At 54.2% G+C, this 16516-nt stretch carries 11 protein-coding genes; 6 read left to right on the top strand and 5 right to left on the bottom strand.

What is annotated here, in order from left to right:
* Positions 1-156: 156 nt before the first annotated feature.
* Entirely contained in the window at positions 157-1989 is a 1833-nt protein-coding gene (locus NYR02_RS03825) for a sensor domain-containing diguanylate cyclase (RefSeq protein ID WP_260975069.1), read from the bottom strand.
* Between the two features lie 141 nt (positions 1990-2130).
* Between NYR02_RS03825 and NYR02_RS03820 the strand changes: the two genes are divergently transcribed.
* Positions 2131-2958 (top strand): sugar nucleotide-binding protein, encoded by an 828-nt coding sequence (locus NYR02_RS03820; protein ID WP_260975068.1) that lies wholly within the window; start codon positions 2131-2133, stop codon positions 2956-2958.
* Between the two features lie 91 nt (positions 2959-3049).
* Here the strand turns inward: NYR02_RS03820 and NYR02_RS03815 are convergent, their stop codons facing one another.
* From NYR02_RS03815 to leuS, 4 genes are all read right to left on the bottom strand, one after another.
* Positions 3050-3643 (bottom strand): hypothetical protein, encoded by a 594-nt coding sequence (locus NYR02_RS03815; RefSeq protein WP_260975067.1) that lies wholly within the window; start codon positions 3641-3643, stop codon positions 3050-3052.
* A 198-nt stretch (positions 3644-3841) separates the two neighbouring features.
* Positions 3842-4846 carry a DNA polymerase III subunit delta gene (gene holA / locus NYR02_RS03810; protein WP_260975066.1) on the bottom strand — a complete coding sequence of 335 codons (1005 nt, stop codon included), beginning with the start codon at positions 4844-4846 and terminating at the stop codon, positions 3842-3844.
* On the bottom strand, positions 4843-5358 hold the full coding sequence (locus NYR02_RS03805) for an LPS-assembly lipoprotein LptE (protein WP_260975065.1): 516 nt from the start codon (positions 5356-5358) through the stop codon (positions 4843-4845). Before NYR02_RS03805 ends, holA begins: the two co-directional genes overlap by 4 nt.
* An 81-nt stretch (positions 5359-5439) precedes the next feature.
* Entirely contained in the window at positions 5440-8097 is a 2658-nt protein-coding gene (leuS, locus tag NYR02_RS03800; RefSeq protein WP_260975247.1) for a leucine--tRNA ligase, read from the bottom strand.
* A gap of 339 nt (positions 8098-8436) precedes the next feature.
* On the opposite strand from leuS, the gene NYR02_RS03795 reads away from it, so the two are divergent.
* The 5 genes from NYR02_RS03795 (at position 8437) to grxD (ending at position 16456) form a co-directional block, all read left to right on the top strand.
* Positions 8437-9069 carry a c-type cytochrome gene (locus NYR02_RS03795; protein WP_260975064.1) on the top strand — a complete coding sequence of 211 codons (633 nt, stop codon included), beginning with the start codon at positions 8437-8439 and terminating at the stop codon, positions 9067-9069.
* A 73-nt stretch (positions 9070-9142) separates the two neighbouring features.
* Positions 9143-10672 (top strand): phospholipase D family protein, encoded by a 1530-nt coding sequence (locus NYR02_RS03790; RefSeq protein WP_260975063.1) that lies wholly within the window; start codon positions 9143-9145, stop codon positions 10670-10672.
* A 52-nt stretch (positions 10673-10724) separates the two neighbouring features.
* On the top strand, positions 10725-14366 hold the full coding sequence (locus NYR02_RS03785; protein WP_260975062.1) for a hydantoinase B/oxoprolinase family protein: 3642 nt from the start codon (positions 10725-10727) through the stop codon (positions 14364-14366).
* A gap of 131 nt (positions 14367-14497) precedes the next feature.
* Positions 14498-16051, top strand: coding sequence for a methyl-accepting chemotaxis protein (locus NYR02_RS03780; protein WP_260975061.1), 1554 nt, complete (start codon positions 14498-14500; stop codon positions 16049-16051).
* A gap of 84 nt (positions 16052-16135) precedes the next feature.
* Complete coding sequence (gene grxD / locus NYR02_RS03775; protein WP_260975060.1) at positions 16136-16456, top strand: Grx4 family monothiol glutaredoxin; 321 nt, start codon at positions 16136-16138, stop codon at positions 16454-16456.
* Positions 16457-16516: the final 60 nt, after the last annotated feature.

Genomic DNA, 16516 nt, shown 5'->3' with positions numbered 1-16516 from the left:
CACTAAGGTACATAAATGCAGCGTGATTGCCAAACTGAAATTACGCAGATATTGGCTGTCGCCAGGCAAAGCCTGCCAATGCGAGCGTTTGAAGGGGAATAAAAAAGCGGATCGCCGTTGCCGATCGGGTTACAGGCGGCTGTCGAACAGTGCAGATCAGACGATCTGCTGCTGACCATCGGTATCAGGCTGTTGCAGTGGCAATGCGCAGCTGCGGTTACGACCCTGTTCTTTCGCCTGATACAGCGCCTTATCGGCCTGTTGGCAGAGAAGGTCTTGTTGTTCCCGTCTCTGAGGAATGTCCGCACAGAGGCCGATGCTGGCAGTTACGCTGAGCAGCTCGTCCTCATGATTTATGCGCAGGCGATCAATGCGTGTACGTACTTGTTCGGCAACCTGCATGGCTCCGCTTGCATCGGTATTGGGCAATAAAATCGCAAATTCTTCTCCACCATAGCGATACACACTGTCTTGTGGGCGTTTTACGGCCTGCTGCATGGTCTGTGCAACTTTTTGTAGCACGCTATCGCCAAGCTGATGGCCATAGGAATCGTTAAATTGCTTGAAGTGGTCAATATCAATCAGCAGTAACGCCAGTGGCGTTTGTTGTCTGAAGGCATCCTGATACAGGGTGTAAAAGCGTTGATCAAAATACCGCCGGTTACGTACCCGGGTCAGGGCATCGGTGGTGGATTCTTCCTGTAAGCGCTGGTTAAGCAGCTCCAGATCTTCTGTGCGCTCGCGGACTTTCTGATCCAGCACCGCGTTGGCTTCACGCTGCATATTGATGATCACATCCTGCGCCGCCAGTCGGGCCTGGCGTTCGCGGTTATGGCGTTCGGCCATGCTCAGCGCCAGCAGCACAACCAATATGATACTGCCCAGCTCGGCGGCATGTTCAGTAATAATGTTGACCGGAATCACGCCAAACTTCTGCATGGCATACAGGAAGAGACCAATCAGCAGTGAAAAGGCGGCAAGAAAAAACAGAAACACATCCCGTGAACGGGTTTGCCACCACAGGGTCAGGCCCAATACCAGTGCCGACAGACTCATCAGCACTGCCTGGCCTGTGAGCAAACGGATCATCGTGTGATACGGAAGATAAAAAGCCAGCAGAGCAAAGGCACTGGCGGTCACAACGTAGCTGCTGTACAGCATAAAAGCGCGTGGATGCAGTCTGCGCAGACGCAGGAATGACAAGCCGAACAGGGCAAGAAAGATCTCAGACAGGGCCAGGCTGAGCAAAATGGCCAGATCGTTCAGGTGAGGAGACTCTGACCACAGTAACGCATAGGTCCAGCCATGCAGCCCGGCCATCATCATCGAAAAGGCGCCGATGCTGAGTGAATACAATAAAAAAATCACATCACGGCTCAGCAAAAAAATCAGCAGGTTGTAGGCCAGCATACTGAACAAAATTGCATGGAAGGCGGCATCGAAGGTAACGCCTGCCACCCGTTGCTGCCAGTAATCCTGTTCCGGAAAAACCCGTACAGGAATCTGTACAGATGACTCGGAATTTACGTAAAGGTACAGCCAGTCGGCCTGACTCAGAGGTGGGATCGGGAAAGCAAATTCCGGTACGGGTAAGGGCCTGGCGGTAAAAGGCAGGTCATTACCGGCATCGGTATGCAGCAGCACAACATCACCGTGCATAATATAGAGTTCGATATGGTCGAGCAGAGGGTATCCCAGTTCCAGAATCCAGGGTTGCTGCTGATAATCAAAGGGCAGCTGGGCCAGAGGCATACGAATCCAGATATGCTCAGTGCTGAAACCGAGATTGATACTGGCGGCCGGAATATTCTGCCATTGGTCGTCTGCAAGTGCTTCAAGCTGCGCCAGGCCGATAAACTCCGGCGCATGATAATACTGGGCCATCAGAGCCGCAGAGCTTGCGGGTTCGTTGCTGCTGTAGCGTGCCGTCGCAAAGGCACCACCGAGCAGGAACAGTGCGAGTATGAACAAGCGATAATATAAAGACATAAGCACTACAGACGACAATATGCCCTGAGTATAGACGGACTGCACAAATGCACGTCGTGATTGACCTTCGGGCAGGGTATTATGCTCGCTGTTATGCACAGCAGCCTGACGCTTGGCCTACCGCACAGGAGACACCGGATTTTGGCAATCAGCAGTTTTCACAGCTTTATCATCGGCGCGAACCGCCCGGTGGGACATTTTCTTACCCGCAGTCTGGCGTCTCAGGACCTGATGTATAAAGGCATCGGCCTGGAAAGTCGCGAGCGTCTGGCATTGGCGGCTGCGAGTAAACCGTTCTTCGTGCTGGTGCCGTCGCTGTTTCATCCGGATGACTACGCGCATATTCCCTTCTGGCTGGAACAGGCCGAAGAGCAGGATGTTCCTGTGCTGCTACTGTCGTCGATGGCAATCTTCCGTGCCCGTCCGGATGCGGTGTATCAGGAAACCGACGAAAACTACGCAGAGCATCCGCTGGCGCTTGATTTACTGGCGCTGGAAGCGTTAACCCGTAACAACCGCCGCCACATTATTCTGCGCATTGGTCAGGGGTTTTCGTTAATGGCCGATGACTTTGCCAATCGTCTGCTGACCGCTATCCGCGATGAGCATACTCTGAGTCTTGATATGCAGCGCAAATTCAGTCCGACTCCGGCGGATGATATTGCAGAGGTCATTCTGGCGATGCTCAAGCAGGCGGCCTGCAGTGATCATTTATGGGGAACCTACCACTTCTGCGGCGTCGAGCCGATTTCCTCATACGCATTTGCCGAAGCCTTGCTGGCCGAAGCCGGGCAGTATGAAAATCTCAGTGGTGTGGAGCTTAAATCGCAGGAAGGTGGTCTGATGCCGGCCGTCTGGGCGCCGGTTGCTGATAATACGCTGCTGTTTCATACCTTTGGTATCAAGCCCAAAGCCTGGCGCAAAGGATTGAGTCGTTTGATTCGTCGTTACTATCGTGCTGAAGGCTAGTGGCGTGCTGAAAGCGAATGGCGTGCTGAGGGGCGTGGCGCGCAGAAAACTGAGGATGAATGCCGGGCAAAAGCAGAACCGGCCTGTAACATCAGGCCAGGTTCAGCGCTGAGGATTCCTGATACAACTTCATCAGTTTGTCGGTGATGATGGTGCGAATACCTTCGCGCTCCAGCCCGGACAATGACGTCAGTTCTTTCAGACGTAAACGATGCAGGTGCAGACAAGGCAGCTGGTCGTTGAATTCACGCAGGTCGCCTTTCATCAGTACCGGCAGAAATGGATCTTCGGTATTGGAGCGACGCAGAATCTGGCGGATACCTTCCTGGAATGGAATAGGCACCGAGCGTACGTTTTTATCTTTGTGTGAAATGACCAGGTACAACCCGGTTTTGCCGATCAGATTGCCGGGAATCACATGCAGACCAGTTGATTGTACGGCGTCCGGGCTCAGATGGCTGAAGGTATCGTGGAAAGCATAGGGGTCGGGCAGAATCACCATCTGCCGGTTGGCTTCTTCCGGAAAGAAGATACTGTAGTTGGTGTACAGCTGACGCACGGAGCCGGAAAACACGCAGAAACGGTTCTCAAACTGTTTAACGAAATTCATGGCGCGCTGGTGCTGGTGGATTTTCTCCAGGTCCCAGACCAAATCTGAATTTTGTTGTTTGTTTACGGCGCTCATTGCGAACATCCTCTTAGGTACATACTCAGCTTAGCATCAGGTCATATTATTATATTTTAACGTTTTCACCACGGTGTTTAACGTTAAAAGGCATAATGTGACAAAAATTGTCATCAATATATGGCAATTGCCGCCATTACCTCAGCAGTATCTCAGTTAAATACCATCATTTCTGTGACACCCGTAGTGCTGAAACTGTTAACCAGTCGTCAGCCTTACACCTGTTAACAGTACCGTTAACTCACTTAACAGAAGCCACGGGTCTTCGCCACTGCCTTTAATGGCAGCGTCGATTTTCTCCGCTTTGCGCAGAGCAGCATGCAGTTGGGGAGCCCGCAGATTCTGCAGGGCTTTTTTATAAGGGGGCTGTTGTTTTGGCCAGATATTCTGTGCCTTAAAGGCTTCGCTCAATTGTTGGCCGCCGAGATCCTGCATGGCAATCAGCTGACGTATCTTGCGTGTCAGAGCGCCGAGAATCATTAAGGCGTCGACGCCTTCACCTTTTAAATGCGAGAGGATACGGCTGGCCTCGGCCAGATTGCCGAGCAGGCAGGTATCGGCCAGACCAAAGGCGTCGAAGCGCGAGCTGTCGCCAATGGCTTCGTTAATCATTTCTTCGTTGATGGTGGTGCTGCCAAGCAAACGCAGTTTTTCGACTTCCTGTACGGCGGCCAGCAGGTTGCCTTCGGTCTGATGGGCGAGAGCCGCCAGTGCCGGTGGTTCGATCTGTAAGCCCGCAATCTGCAGGCGACGTTTCAGCCAGCCCGGATACTGTGAACGCTCGATGGGCCAAATGGGCAGGAAGACACCGGCTTTATCCACGGCTTTAAACCAGGCGCTGCGCTGAATGGTGCTGTCGAGGCGCGGACAAATAATCAGCAACAGGTTATCGGGGTTGGGATTATTCAGGATTTGCTGAATGGCAGCGCCTTTATCGGACGGTTTGCCATTGCTGATACGGACTTCCAGAATCCGGCGGCTGGAAAACAATGACATGGCATTGGCTTCTTCCAGCAGGTGGCGCCAGTCGAAGCCGCCTTCAGCATGAAACAGTTCGCGATCATCGACGCCGGCCTGGCGCGCGGCAGCACGAATCTCATCGCAGGCTTCCATCACTAACAGCGGATCGTCACCGGACACCAGATAGCAGGGTGCCAGTCCTTTAGCCAACAGACCGCTGAGCTGGTCCTGGCGGATCTTCACGATGGACTGTCCGTGGCGTTGTCGCTGTTGCGGGTCTTGCTCAGACTCTGCAGGCGGCGCAGCAGCTTATTAACCAGTTCGCGTTCCAGCTCCGCCCGCTGCTGAGTTTCAGCGCTGGCGGTGCCGACCACGTTGTTTACATCATTGGTCAGGGTGCGGCGTGCTTTCAGTTCAATTTCAACATCGGTATCGCGGCCGATATGCAGGATATGTGCAGTCAGGCGACCGTTCAGTTCGAACTCGCCCACCTGACCACTGCTGCTGACCGACAGCGTACGCCGTTCGATATCGACCGGCTCGATGCGCAGAATCGCCGGAGCGTCTTCGGCACTGGCCGTCAGCACCACATCGTTGAACTCCAGTTGCAGCTTTAACTGTTGGTTAAAGCTGTTGCTGGCCTGACTCTGCAGATACATCACCCGGTACTCCGGCGGCAGCGGCGTAACACCACGCAGATGCCAGCCGCAGGCTGTGAGCAGAATAAGGGAGCAGACAACAAGTGCATGACGCATACGGAATTCTCTGTCGATTCTTTGCTAAGACGCCCGCTGTCGGACGCCGGACGTGAGTCGTCCGGCGTCCGCAGCTCCGGATCAGTTAGCGACGATATTAACCAGCTTACCCGGCACGACCACCACTTTACGCACGGTTTTGCCGTCGATCTGCTTTTGTACCGCGTCGTCAGCCATGGCCAGCGCTTCCAGCTCGTCTTTACCAGCCGATGCCGGTACTTCGAGTTTGGCGCGCAGCTTACCGTTTACCTGTACCACCAGTTCGATGGAGTCACGCACCAGAGCGCTTTCGTCGACCTGTGGCCAGAGTGCATCAATCACCAGTCCGTCGTTGCCAAAGGCTGCCCACAGCGCCTGACTGATGTGCGGCGCAATCGGTGACAGCATACGGACGATGGCATCGATACCTTCGGCAACCACTGCTCGGCTGCCCGTGGCGCTCAGATCCAGCTTCTGCAGCGTGTTCATCAACTCCATAATGGCGGCGATACCGGTATTGAAGTTGTAGCGGCGACCGATGTCATCGCTGACCTTCTGGATGGTTTCGTGCACTTTACGGCGGGCGTCTTTTTCATCTTTGGACAGGTTCGCCGCATCACCACGATCGGCCTGTTGCAGCAGTTCGTAGCTTAAACGCCAGACGCGTTGCAGGAAGCGCTGGGCACCCTGAACGCCGGAGTCGGACCATTCCAGCGTTTGTTCCGGGGGCGCTGCAAACATGGTGTACAGACGCACGGTATCGGCGCCGTACAGCTCAATGGCTTCCTGCGGATCGACACCGTTGTTTTTCGACTTCGACATTTTGCTCATGCCGGAGTATTGCAGTTCTTTGCCGTCGCTCTTGCGTTTGGCAGCGGTCAGGCGGCCTTTGTCGTCGCGCTCAACGCTGACTTCGGTCGGGTTAACCCACTCTTTGGCACCGTTTTCAGTGGTGTAACAGAAGGCATCCGCCAGCACCATGCCCTGACACAGCAGGTTTTTAAACGGCTCATCGCTGTTCACCAGGCCGGCATCACGCAGCAGCTTGTGGAAAAAACGCGCATACAGCAGGTGCAGAATGGCGTGTTCGATCCCGCCGATGTACTGGTCGACCGGCAGCCAGTAGTTGGCTTCTTCCGGGTTCAGCATTTGCGTGTCGTCGTTGGGCGAGCAGTAGCGCGCGTAATACCAGGACGATTCCATAAAGGTGTCGAAGGTATCGGTTTCGCGGAACGCCGGCTGGCCGTTGTATTCGATGTTTTCGAATTCCGGGTTGTTTTTGATCGGTGAATTCACACCATCCATCACAACGTCGGTTGGCAGAATCACCGGCTGCAGACTTTCCGGCGCAGCAATGGCTTCGCCGTCCTGGGTGCGGATGACCGGAATCGGCGTGCCCCAGTAACGCTGGCGGCTGACGCCCCAGTCGCGCAGGCGGTAGTTCACTTTGATCTCGCCTTTGCCTTCCGCTGCCAGTTTGGCGGCAATGGCATCGAAGGCGGCTTCAAAGCTCAGGCCGTCAAATTCACCGGAGTTAATGAGGGTAACGCCTGTTTTAAGGTCGTACCATTCTTTCCACGTTGTTGGATCGAAGGTTGTCATTTCAACAGCCTTCTCATATTCAACTTCATGGCCAGGTTTCGCCGAAATTATCTTTGTATCCTTTTCGGCATCCCACTGAAGTACTTGCTTAATTTCGATGCCGTATTTTTGGGCAAAGTCCCAATCACGACGATCGTGGGCCGGAACGGCCATGACTGCGCCGGTACCGAATTCCATCAGTACGAAGTTGGCAACCCACACCGGCACTTCTTTGCCAGACAGCGGGTGGATGGCGGTAAAGCCGGTGGCCATGCCTTTTTTCTCGGCGGTGGCCAGGTCGGCTTCAGCGGTGCCGGATTTCGAGCACTCTTCGAGGAAGGCGGCCAGCGCCGGATTGTTGGCTGCAGCTTCTTTCGCCAGTGGGTGACCGGCGGCAACGGCAAGATAGCTCACGCCCATCAGGGTATCCGGACGGGTGGTGTAAATTTCGAGGTTATCGGCGCGGTCTTTCAGGCCAAAGCGCATCTGCACACCACGGGATTTACCAATCCAGTTGCGCTGCATGGCTTTTACCTGATCCGGCCAGCCGTCGAGCTGGTCAAGGTCATTCAGCAATTCTTCGGCGTAATCGGTGATACGGATAAACCACTGTGGGATTTCTTTGCGCTCAACCACCGAGTCACAGCGCCAGCAGCAGCCGTCGATGACCTGCTCGTTAGCCAGAACAGTCTGGTCATTCGGACACCAGTTAACCGCGGATACTTTTTTGTAGGCCAGGCCTTTGTCGATCAGCTTGGTGAAGAACCACTGTTCCCAGCGGTAGTATTCCGGATCACAGGTCGCCAGTTCACGGTTCCAGTCGTAACCGAAGCCCAGCGATTTGAGCTGGCCTTTCATGTAGGCGATGTTTTCTTTGGTCCATTTGCCCGGTGCCACCTGATGTTTGATGGCGGCATTTTCGGCCGGCAGACCGAACGCGTCCCAGCCCATTGGCTGCATTACGTTTTTGCCCTGCATACGCTGATAACGTGATACGACGTCACCGATGGTGTAGTTGCGCACGTGCCCCATATGTAGTCGGCCGCTGGGGTAGGGGAACATGGACAGGCAATAAAATTTCTCTTTATTGCTGTCGACGACGGCTTTGAATACCTGATTTTCTTCCCAGTGAGTCTGTACGGAAGGTTCGATAATATGGGGCTGATAGGTCTCTTGCATCATGGCGTAATGTCTGAATCTGAGCGCAGTTAGAAAGGCTGGAAGTGTACCTGAATGCGGGTGCAGGGCACAGCCCCTAATCCATGGCGGTTGCGGTGCGGCCGCCGGATTTATGCAACAGCGGCCGCCGTTCGCTGTTCGCGCTTGATACAGGTCAGCCTTTAATTAGAAAAGGCTAATAAGAAAGGCGATTAGCTATTGGCCTGACGAGAGCAGGCGCGTATGTTTCACTCCCTAATAATAAGTTAATCAGGGTATTCTGAGTGTCTTGTCACTGTTGTGCAGTTGGCAGTCGCTTTGAGTCACTCCATAACGGCAACAGAACAGAAAAGTAACGCTATGAACAGATTAAGCAGTACGTTGGCAGGATTGCTTCTCTTACTGGGCAGCCAGGTGCAGGCCGAAAGTGTGGAATCCATGCTGCAGGAAATGGCCATCATCGAAAAAAATACGCCGCTGTTGCAGGCCGCTATCGAAGATGGCGTCGAGCGGGCGCAATTGTGTTTCCGCTGTCACGGTGACGATGGCAACAGCAAGCGCGATTACATCCCTAATCTGGCCAGCCAGAATGCCGCTTATCTGTTTACTCAGTTTGAGCATTTTGCCAACGGCGTGCGCAAAGATTATGTGATGAGCAAACTCGCCACCGCTTTGACCAAAGAAGACCGCATTAATATTGCGCTCTACTTTTCGCAAAAACCGGTCGTCGTGCGTGAGCAGCCAGTAGCCGCGAGCAGTAAAGGCGAACAGATTTATAAAACCACCTGCTTTGTCTGCCATGGGAATGCCGGTCACGGCAGCAGCCAGTACCCGCGTATTGCCGGTCAGCCGTACGAGTATCTGACCAAAACGCTGATGCGTTTTATGCACAACGATCCGGATCGTAAAAATTCGCCAATGATCGGCGTGGTGCAGAATATGGATGAGCAGCAGCTGCGTGATGTGGCCTCTTATATTGCGCATATGCCATAAGCTCGCATGGCGACAATACGGGCATCCGCAAATATTGCTCAGATGTCGCGAACACGCATGGCGACAAAATGATATGTCGTCACGCGGCGTTTTATTGCTGGCACTGCTGCTCTGTGGTTGTGCCGGGTTGCCGCAGTATTCGCATCCTGAGCCTGAGTTACACCCTCAGGCCTCAGCGGCCAGTCCACTGGCTTTATGGGCTGAGCCACTGCTGAAACAACACCCCGGCCAAGCCGGACTGGTGTTGCTGGGCTCGGGCACCGATGCCTTCCTCGCACGTTTGTTGCTGGTGGCCGGTACTTCTGAACGCCTTGATCTGCAATATTATCTGTATCACAACGATCTGACCGGCAAAGTCTTTACCTGGGCATTGCTGCAGGCCGCTGATCGCGGTGTGCGCGTACGTCTGTTGCTGGACGATATGGCAACCCGTGGCGCAGATAACGAACTGCGCCTGCTGAACCGTCATCCGAATATTGATATCCGCCTCTTTAACCCATTCCTGCGTGATTACCCACGCGATATGCAATTTCTTACCCGCTACGGGGTATCTACCCGGCGCATGCACAATAAAGCCATGATTGCCGATAACACACTGGCCATTGCCGGTGGCCGTAATATCGGTGACGAATATTTTGATGCGGCGCGCAATGCGGTGGTGTTCGGTGACCTGGATGTGCTGACACTGGGGCCGGTGGTGGATGATGCTTCAACGGAGTTTGACCGCTACTGGAACAGCGGCCTGGCCGTGCCGGTTGAGTACGTGATAAACGACGGCGAAGCACAGGATGAAACGGCATTAAACACACTGCGTCTGCAGTTGCAGCACTGGTTGCAGAGCAATCGGCAGCATCCTTATGTGCAGGCGTTGCAGGCCCGGGCTCTGAATCTGGCTGAACACTATGAGCAGCGGCTGTTCTGGGGAAAAGCCTACGTGGTCGCCGATGCACCGGATAAAATCCGCAGTCGTCATTATCAGTCGCCTTTATTCGGTAATCTGATCACCTTGCTGGAAAATGCGCAGCAGGAGGTCTTGCTGGTATCCCCTTATTTTGTGCCGGGCGATGAAGGGGTTGAGTTTCTGGCGGCGCTGGTGGCGCGCGGTATTCATGTGCAGGTGCTGACCAACTCTCTGGCCAGCACCGATGTGGCGGCAGTGCATTCGGCCTATAAACATTACCGTGCGGCGTTACTGCGTGCCGGCGTTGAGTTGTATGAGTTGCGTCCGGACAGTCAGGCTGCGGGGGAGCACCGGCGCTGGACGGGTTCGTCGTCTGCCAGCCTGCATGCCAAAGTACTGGTGATTGATCAGCGCTATTTTTATGTCGGCTCGATGAATCTCGATCCGCGCTCGCTGCGGGAAAATACCGAAATGGGCGTGTTGTTTGAGCAGCCGCAACTGGGACGCGAAGCCAGTCTTAATCTGCAGGCCAATCTGGCGCAGGAGAGTTACCGGCTGTTGCTGCAGGGCGATGAATTACGCTGGCAGGAACAACGTACTGACGGTACGCCGCAGATTTATCATCATGAGCCGCACGCCAGTCTGTGGCGGCGTCTGCAATCCTGGGTGCTGGGCATTCTGCCGATTGAGTCAGAACTGTAACGTTGCGCGACTGAAGCGGGTAAACTCGGATTTTTTTCTGCGGGCCTGAATCATGTCCACTGCATCTGCTGAAATTTCCCGTTGGCAATTCTGGGTCGACCGTGGCGGTACCTTTACCGATATCGTCGCCCTGACACCGGCCGGTGAATTAATTACCCATAAATTACTGTCGGAAAATCCGCAGCATTATGCCGATGCGGCGGTTGAAGGCATCCGTCAGCTGCAGGCCCGTTACCCGCACTACGACAGCGCCATCGCCAGTGTAAAAATGGGCACGACGGTCGCCACCAATGCGCTGCTGGAACGTAAAGGTGCGCGCACTTTACTGTGTATCAGTAAAGGTCTGCGCGATCAGCTGCGCATCGGTTATCAGACCCGCCCGGACATTTTTGCCATTCATATTGCTCAGCCAGAACCGTTATACGAACGCGTGTACGAAGTACCGGAACGTGTGCTGGCCGACGGCACGGTAGATTATCCGCTGGATGAAGAAACCCTGCTGGTGCAGTTAATTGAAGCGCGCTCACTGGGGTACGACAGCATCGCCGTGGTGCTGATGCACGCCTATAAATATCCGCAGCATGAAATCCGTATCGGTGATATTGCCCGCCAGCTTGGCTTTAAACAGATTTCGTTAAGTCACCGCGTCAGTCCGTTAATTAAACTGGTGCCGCGTGGTGATACCACAGTGGCCGATGCGTATTTGTCGCCGGTATTGCGCCGTTATGTCCATCAGGTGGAGCAGGCTTTACCACCAACATCCCTGCAGTTTATGCAATCCAATGGTGGTTTATGTGCGGCGCAGAATTTTCAGGGTAAAGATGCGATTTTATCCGGCCCGGCCGGCGGTGTGGTCGGTATGGTTCGCACCGCCCAGGCCGATGGTTTTAAGCGCATTGTCGGGTTTGATATGGGCGGAACCTCGACCGATGTCAGCCATTTTAACGGCACACTGAATAATGATCTGGAGCGTGAAACCCTGACCGAGGTTAACGGCGTAAAATTACGTGTACCGATGATGAATATTCACACCGTGGCCGCCGGTGGCGGTTCGCTGGTGCATTTTTCCGCTGGCCGCTTTCAGGTCGGGCCGGAATCCGCCGGCAGTTATCCCGGCCCTGCCTGTTACCGTAATGGCGGCCCGTTAACCGTCACCGACTGCAATGTGTTGCTGGGTAAATTACAGCCGCAGCATTTCCCTTATGTATTTGGCCCTGAACAGAATCAGCCACTGGATGCCGGTATTGTGCGGCAGAAATTCAGCGAGCTTGCAATACAGATCCGCAACGACAGCGGCCAGGAATATTCGCCGGAAGAAATTGCCGCCGGTTTTCTGCGTATTGCGGTGAATAATATGGCGGCGGCGGTGAAAAAAATATCGGTGCAGCGCGGTTATGATATCCGCGATTATGTGCTCAACGCGTTTGGAGGTGCCGGCGCCCAGCACGCCTGTCTGGTGGCGGCCGAGCTGAATATTAAACAGGTGTATCTGCATCCGCTGGCCGGGGTGCTATCGGCCTTTGGTATCGGTCTGGCTGAACAGCGCTGGCTGGGCGAAGACGCGGTAGAAATTCCATTAACCGCTGCTGCGGCGCTGACGGTCGCCACAGAAAAATTCGCTGCGTTAATGCAGCAGTCTGATTTCACCCCGGACAAAGAAAACCCCGTGCAGGTACTGCGCCGTGCCTATCTGCGTTATGAGGGTTCCGACACCCAGTTGTTGGTCAGCTTTGCCGACGCGGCTGCGATGCGTGCTGAATTTGAACAGCAGCACCAGCAGTTATTTGGTTTTATCAGTGCTCATAAATCCCTGCGCTTGGATGCCGTACAGCTGGAGCTGGTAGCCGCCGGAAACAGCACTCCGGCGATTCCTTTTGCCAGCGGCGAAAAATCTGCACAGGAAAATACCACACAGGAAAATTCACCATTATATCTGGGCGGGCAATGGCACAGTGTTCCGGTGCTGGCTCGTGCGCAACTGGCGGCGGGTTTTGCAGCTACTGGCCCGCTGTTATTAACCGATGCCAACAGCACCATTGTGGTGGAACCCGGCTGGCAGCTTGAGGTATTAACCAGTGGCGCTTTATTGCTGACTGATCAGCGTGAAGAACTTCCGGCGGCTGCCAGTGGTCTGGCCCAGCGCGATCCGGTCACGCTGGAAATATTCAATAATCTGTTTATGTCGGTTGCCGAACAGATGGGCTTTGTGCTGGAGAAAACCGCCAGCAGTGTGAACATTAAAGAGCGGCTGGATTTTTCCTGTGCGCTGTTTGATGGCCATGGTGAGCTGGTCGCCAATGCACCGCATATTCCGGTGCATTTAGGTTCAATGAGCGAAAGCATTAAAGTGGTGATTCAGGGGCATGCGGATATGCGCCCTGACGATGCTTTTGTATTAAATACCCCTTATAACGGCGGCACGCATTTACCCGATGTTACTGTGGTTAAACCGGTTTTTATCCGGCCATTTACGGCGGGTAATAAAGCCGATTTTTATGTCGCCGCGCGCGGTCATCATGCCGATATCGGCGGTATTACACCGGGCTCGATGCCGGCGGAAAGTATGCATATTGACGAAGAGGGTGTACTGCTCGATAACCTGATTTTAATGCGCGATGGCCAGCTTAAAGAGCAGGAAATCCGTAAGGTTCTGGCGGCGGCCACATATCCGGCGCGTAATCCGGATCAGAATATTGCCGATTTAATGGCTCAGCTGGCCGCCTGCGAAAAAGGTGCAGCGGAATTACAGCGCTTATGTGCGGTTTATGGTTTGCCACAGGTGACGGCTTATATGCAGCATGTGATGGATAACGCCGAGCAGACGTTGCGTGAGTGTCTGGCGGATTTACCGTCCGGTGAATTCAGCGCGCAAATGGATGATGGTACCTGCTTTAAAGTGCGCATTGAGGTTGACCGCGAGCAGCGTCATGCCACGGTCGATTTTTCCGGTACGCAATACCGGGCAGAACAGAAACAACATCCCGGTAATTTTAATGCGCCGACCTCGGTGGTGATGGCAGCGGTGCTGTACAGCTTCCGCGCGCTGGTCGCCAAACCTATGCCGTTGAATGCCGGCTTTTTCCGCGCGCTAACGGTTAAGGTGCCACAGGCTTCCATTATTGCGCCGCACTATCCGGCGGCGGTGGTGTCGGGGAATGTCGAAACCGCTCAGTATCTGGTGGATGTGGTGATGGGCGCGCTGGGCTTAATGGCCGGTTGTCAGGGGACTAATAACAATTTCACCTTCGGTAATCAGCAGCTGCAATATTACGAAACCCTGTGTGGCGGTATCGGTGCCAGTGCGCAGGGAAATGGCGCGAGTGCGGTACACAGCCATATGACCAACTCACGTTTAACCGACCCCGAGATTCTTGAACAGCGTTTTCCGGTGGTGCTTGATTGGTTTCACGTGCGGCCACAATCCGGTGGCGGCGGGCAGTATGCTGGCGGTAATGGCGTAGAGCGGCATATCCGTTTTCTGCAGCCGATGCGCGCCAATATCATCAGTGGCCACCGTCAGGTTGCTCCGCATGGGTTACACGGCGGTCATGATGGTAAAACCGGGGTCAATTTCGTACTGCGCCATCAGGGGCGGATGCAGCGCTTATCCGGCTGTGCCTGCGTTGAGCTGGAAGCCGGTGACCTGTTTTGCATCCATACGCCGGGCGGCGGGGGTTTTGGTCGTGATGTATAAGTTAAGGCACCTCTGAATCATTACATCAGTCAGATCTTTGGCAGGAGCGCCGGAAAGATAACCATGGTCGCAGCACGAAAAAGCATAAGATTGAGCTAGTCTTATGACAGAATTTACTAAAGGCATGCACCATGAGAAATAACCAGCCAGTAACGAACCACGAAGTTACTTTTGCGGCTGAGCAAAAATTAATCTCTTCTACGGATATGCAAGGAATTATCCGCCATTGTAATCAGGCGTTTGTTGATGTCAGTGGCTTCAGCCGGGAGGAGTTAATTGGCCAGCCACACAATATCGTCCGTCATCCGGACATGCCGGAGGCTGCATATCAGAATATGTGGAAGCACCTCAAGGCAGGACGGCCATGGATGGGAATGGTTAAAAACCGTTGTAAAAATGGGGACTTTTATTGGGTTAATGCCTATGTCACACCATTAATGGAGAACGGAAAAACCATTGGCTATGAATCGGTGCGGGTATGTCCGGCGCGCAGCGATGTTAATCGTGCTGATGCTCTGTACCGTAAGTTGCGCGAGGGTAAATCGCGCACGGCTTTTATCTCCGCCTTGCCGCTGCAGATTTATATTATGCTTGCTGCGGCTTTGCTTTCCGCCATCTTATTCTTTAATGGCTCACCACTGGCTGGCTGGTGCGTGTTGCTGGGCGGAGGGATTATGAATGCATGGCGTTCTCTGGCTACACGCCGGAATACACTGAATATGATTATGTCCAGCATGGACAACGCTTTCAGTGACAGCCTCGCCGCTCAGGTCTTCACCGATGATCATTTGCCGGTGGGCAGAATCAAAGTAGCCATCCTCAGTCAGCAGCGTCATCTGGATACCGTGCTTACCCGTCTTGAAGATTCCGCCGAGAAAGCCAGTCAGCGTGCTGCGCTGGGCCTGGAAGAAATGCAGGACACCTGCCGCAATCTCAAAGTTCAGCAGGATGAAACCGCCAGTACCGCCACGGCAGTACAGGAAATGTCGGCCACCGTGCATGAGGTTTCAGGCAACATTCAGAATACCGCACAGCATGCCGACAGCGCGCGCAAGCAAGCAGAAGAAGGGCGGCAGGTGGTGCTGCAAACAAGGCAGTCTATTGAAGGTCTGAAGCAAACCGTCGATGACATCCGTCAGGCGGTGAACGATGTTTCCCAGCAAACCCAGAAGATCGCCAATTCAGCCCAGGTTATTGAGCAGATTGCTGAGCAGACCAACTTATTGGCGCTGAATGCGGCGATTGAAGCCGCCAGAGCCGGAGATCAGGGCCGGGGTTTTGCGGTGGTTGCTGATGAAGTGCGTAATCTGGCGATGCGTACCCGTGAGTCGACGGCGGACATTCATTCCGTTGTGAATGATCTGGTCAGCCGTACCGGGCAGTCCGTGGCGGTGGCAGAACGTGGTACTGCCGCTGCCGAACAGGGATTACAGCGTATGCGCGAGGCGGAAGAATCACTGGCTGACATCGCAGCCTCGGTTGGCAATATTGCCGATATGTCGATTCAGATGGCGGCCGCGGTGGAAGAGCAGGTGCAGGTTGCCAATGAGATCAGCCATCAGGTAACGAGCATCAATGAGCTGTCACAGCAGAGTATGCAGTCGGGACAGCGCTCAGCCGGCAGCATGGAAGAAATTCAGCAGATTGCGCAGGATTTGCACGAGCTCATCGTGCGCTTCCGCTGACATATCCCAGTGGCGCTGTCAGGCTTTTGCCGCTTTGTGTTAGAATCGCGGCAATTGTCATCCAACGCTTGAGAGAGAAGACCTATGGATATTATGCAGGTCATCAAAGACCAGATCGAAACCAACGACATCCTGCTGTACATGAAAGGCTCACCGAACCAGCCAATGTGCGGCTTCTCTGCCCGCACCGTGCAGGCGGTTATGGAGTGCGGCCAGAAGTTTGCGTACGTTGATATTCTGTCCAATCCGGAAATCCGTACCAACTTACCGGTCTATGCAAACTGGCCTACATTCCCACAGCTGTGGGTAAAAGGTGAGCTGGTTGGCGGTTGCGATATCGTGACCGAGATGCACACCAAGGGCGAACTTAAGCCTTTGCTGGAAGAAGCCGCGCCACAGGCGTAAGTGCTTCAGCATGTCGGCCTCAGAAAACCAGCCTTCGGGCTGGTTTTTTTATGCCCGCTC

Source organism: Thalassolituus pacificus, assembly GCF_025318105.1.
Classification (GTDB): Bacteria; Pseudomonadota; Gammaproteobacteria; order Pseudomonadales; family Oceanobacteraceae; genus Venatoribacter; species Venatoribacter pacificus.
This window is presented reverse-complemented; position numbering and strand designations above follow the sequence as displayed.

What these genes read in the sequence shown, in the direction of transcription:
- NYR02_RS03815 (WP_260975067.1), bottom strand. Translation starts at nt 3,643, where the DNA reads ATGAGCGCCGTAAACAAACAACAAAATTCAGATTTGGTCTGGGACCTG.
- NYR02_RS03795 (WP_260975064.1), top strand. Translation starts at nt 8,437, where the DNA reads ATGAACAGATTAAGCAGTACGTTGGCAGGATTGCTTCTCTTACTGGGC.
- NYR02_RS03785 (WP_260975062.1), top strand. Translation starts at nt 10,725, where the DNA reads ATGTCCACTGCATCTGCTGAAATTTCCCGTTGGCAATTCTGGGTCGAC.
- grxD (WP_260975060.1), top strand. Translation starts at nt 16,136, where the DNA reads ATGGATATTATGCAGGTCATCAAAGACCAGATCGAAACCAACGACATC.
- NYR02_RS03825 (WP_260975069.1), bottom strand. Translation starts at nt 1,989, where the DNA reads ATGTCTTTATATTATCGCTTGTTCATACTCGCACTGTTCCTGCTCGGT.
- NYR02_RS03790 (WP_260975063.1), top strand. Translation starts at nt 9,143, where the DNA reads ATGTCGTCACGCGGCGTTTTATTGCTGGCACTGCTGCTCTGTGGTTGT.
- NYR02_RS03805 (WP_260975065.1), bottom strand. Translation starts at nt 5,358, where the DNA reads ATGCGTCATGCACTTGTTGTCTGCTCCCTTATTCTGCTCACAGCCTGC.
- NYR02_RS03780 (WP_260975061.1), top strand. Translation starts at nt 14,498, where the DNA reads ATGAGAAATAACCAGCCAGTAACGAACCACGAAGTTACTTTTGCGGCT.
- leuS (WP_260975247.1), bottom strand. Translation starts at nt 8,097, where the DNA reads ATGCAAGAGACCTATCAGCCCCATATTATCGAACCTTCCGTACAGACT.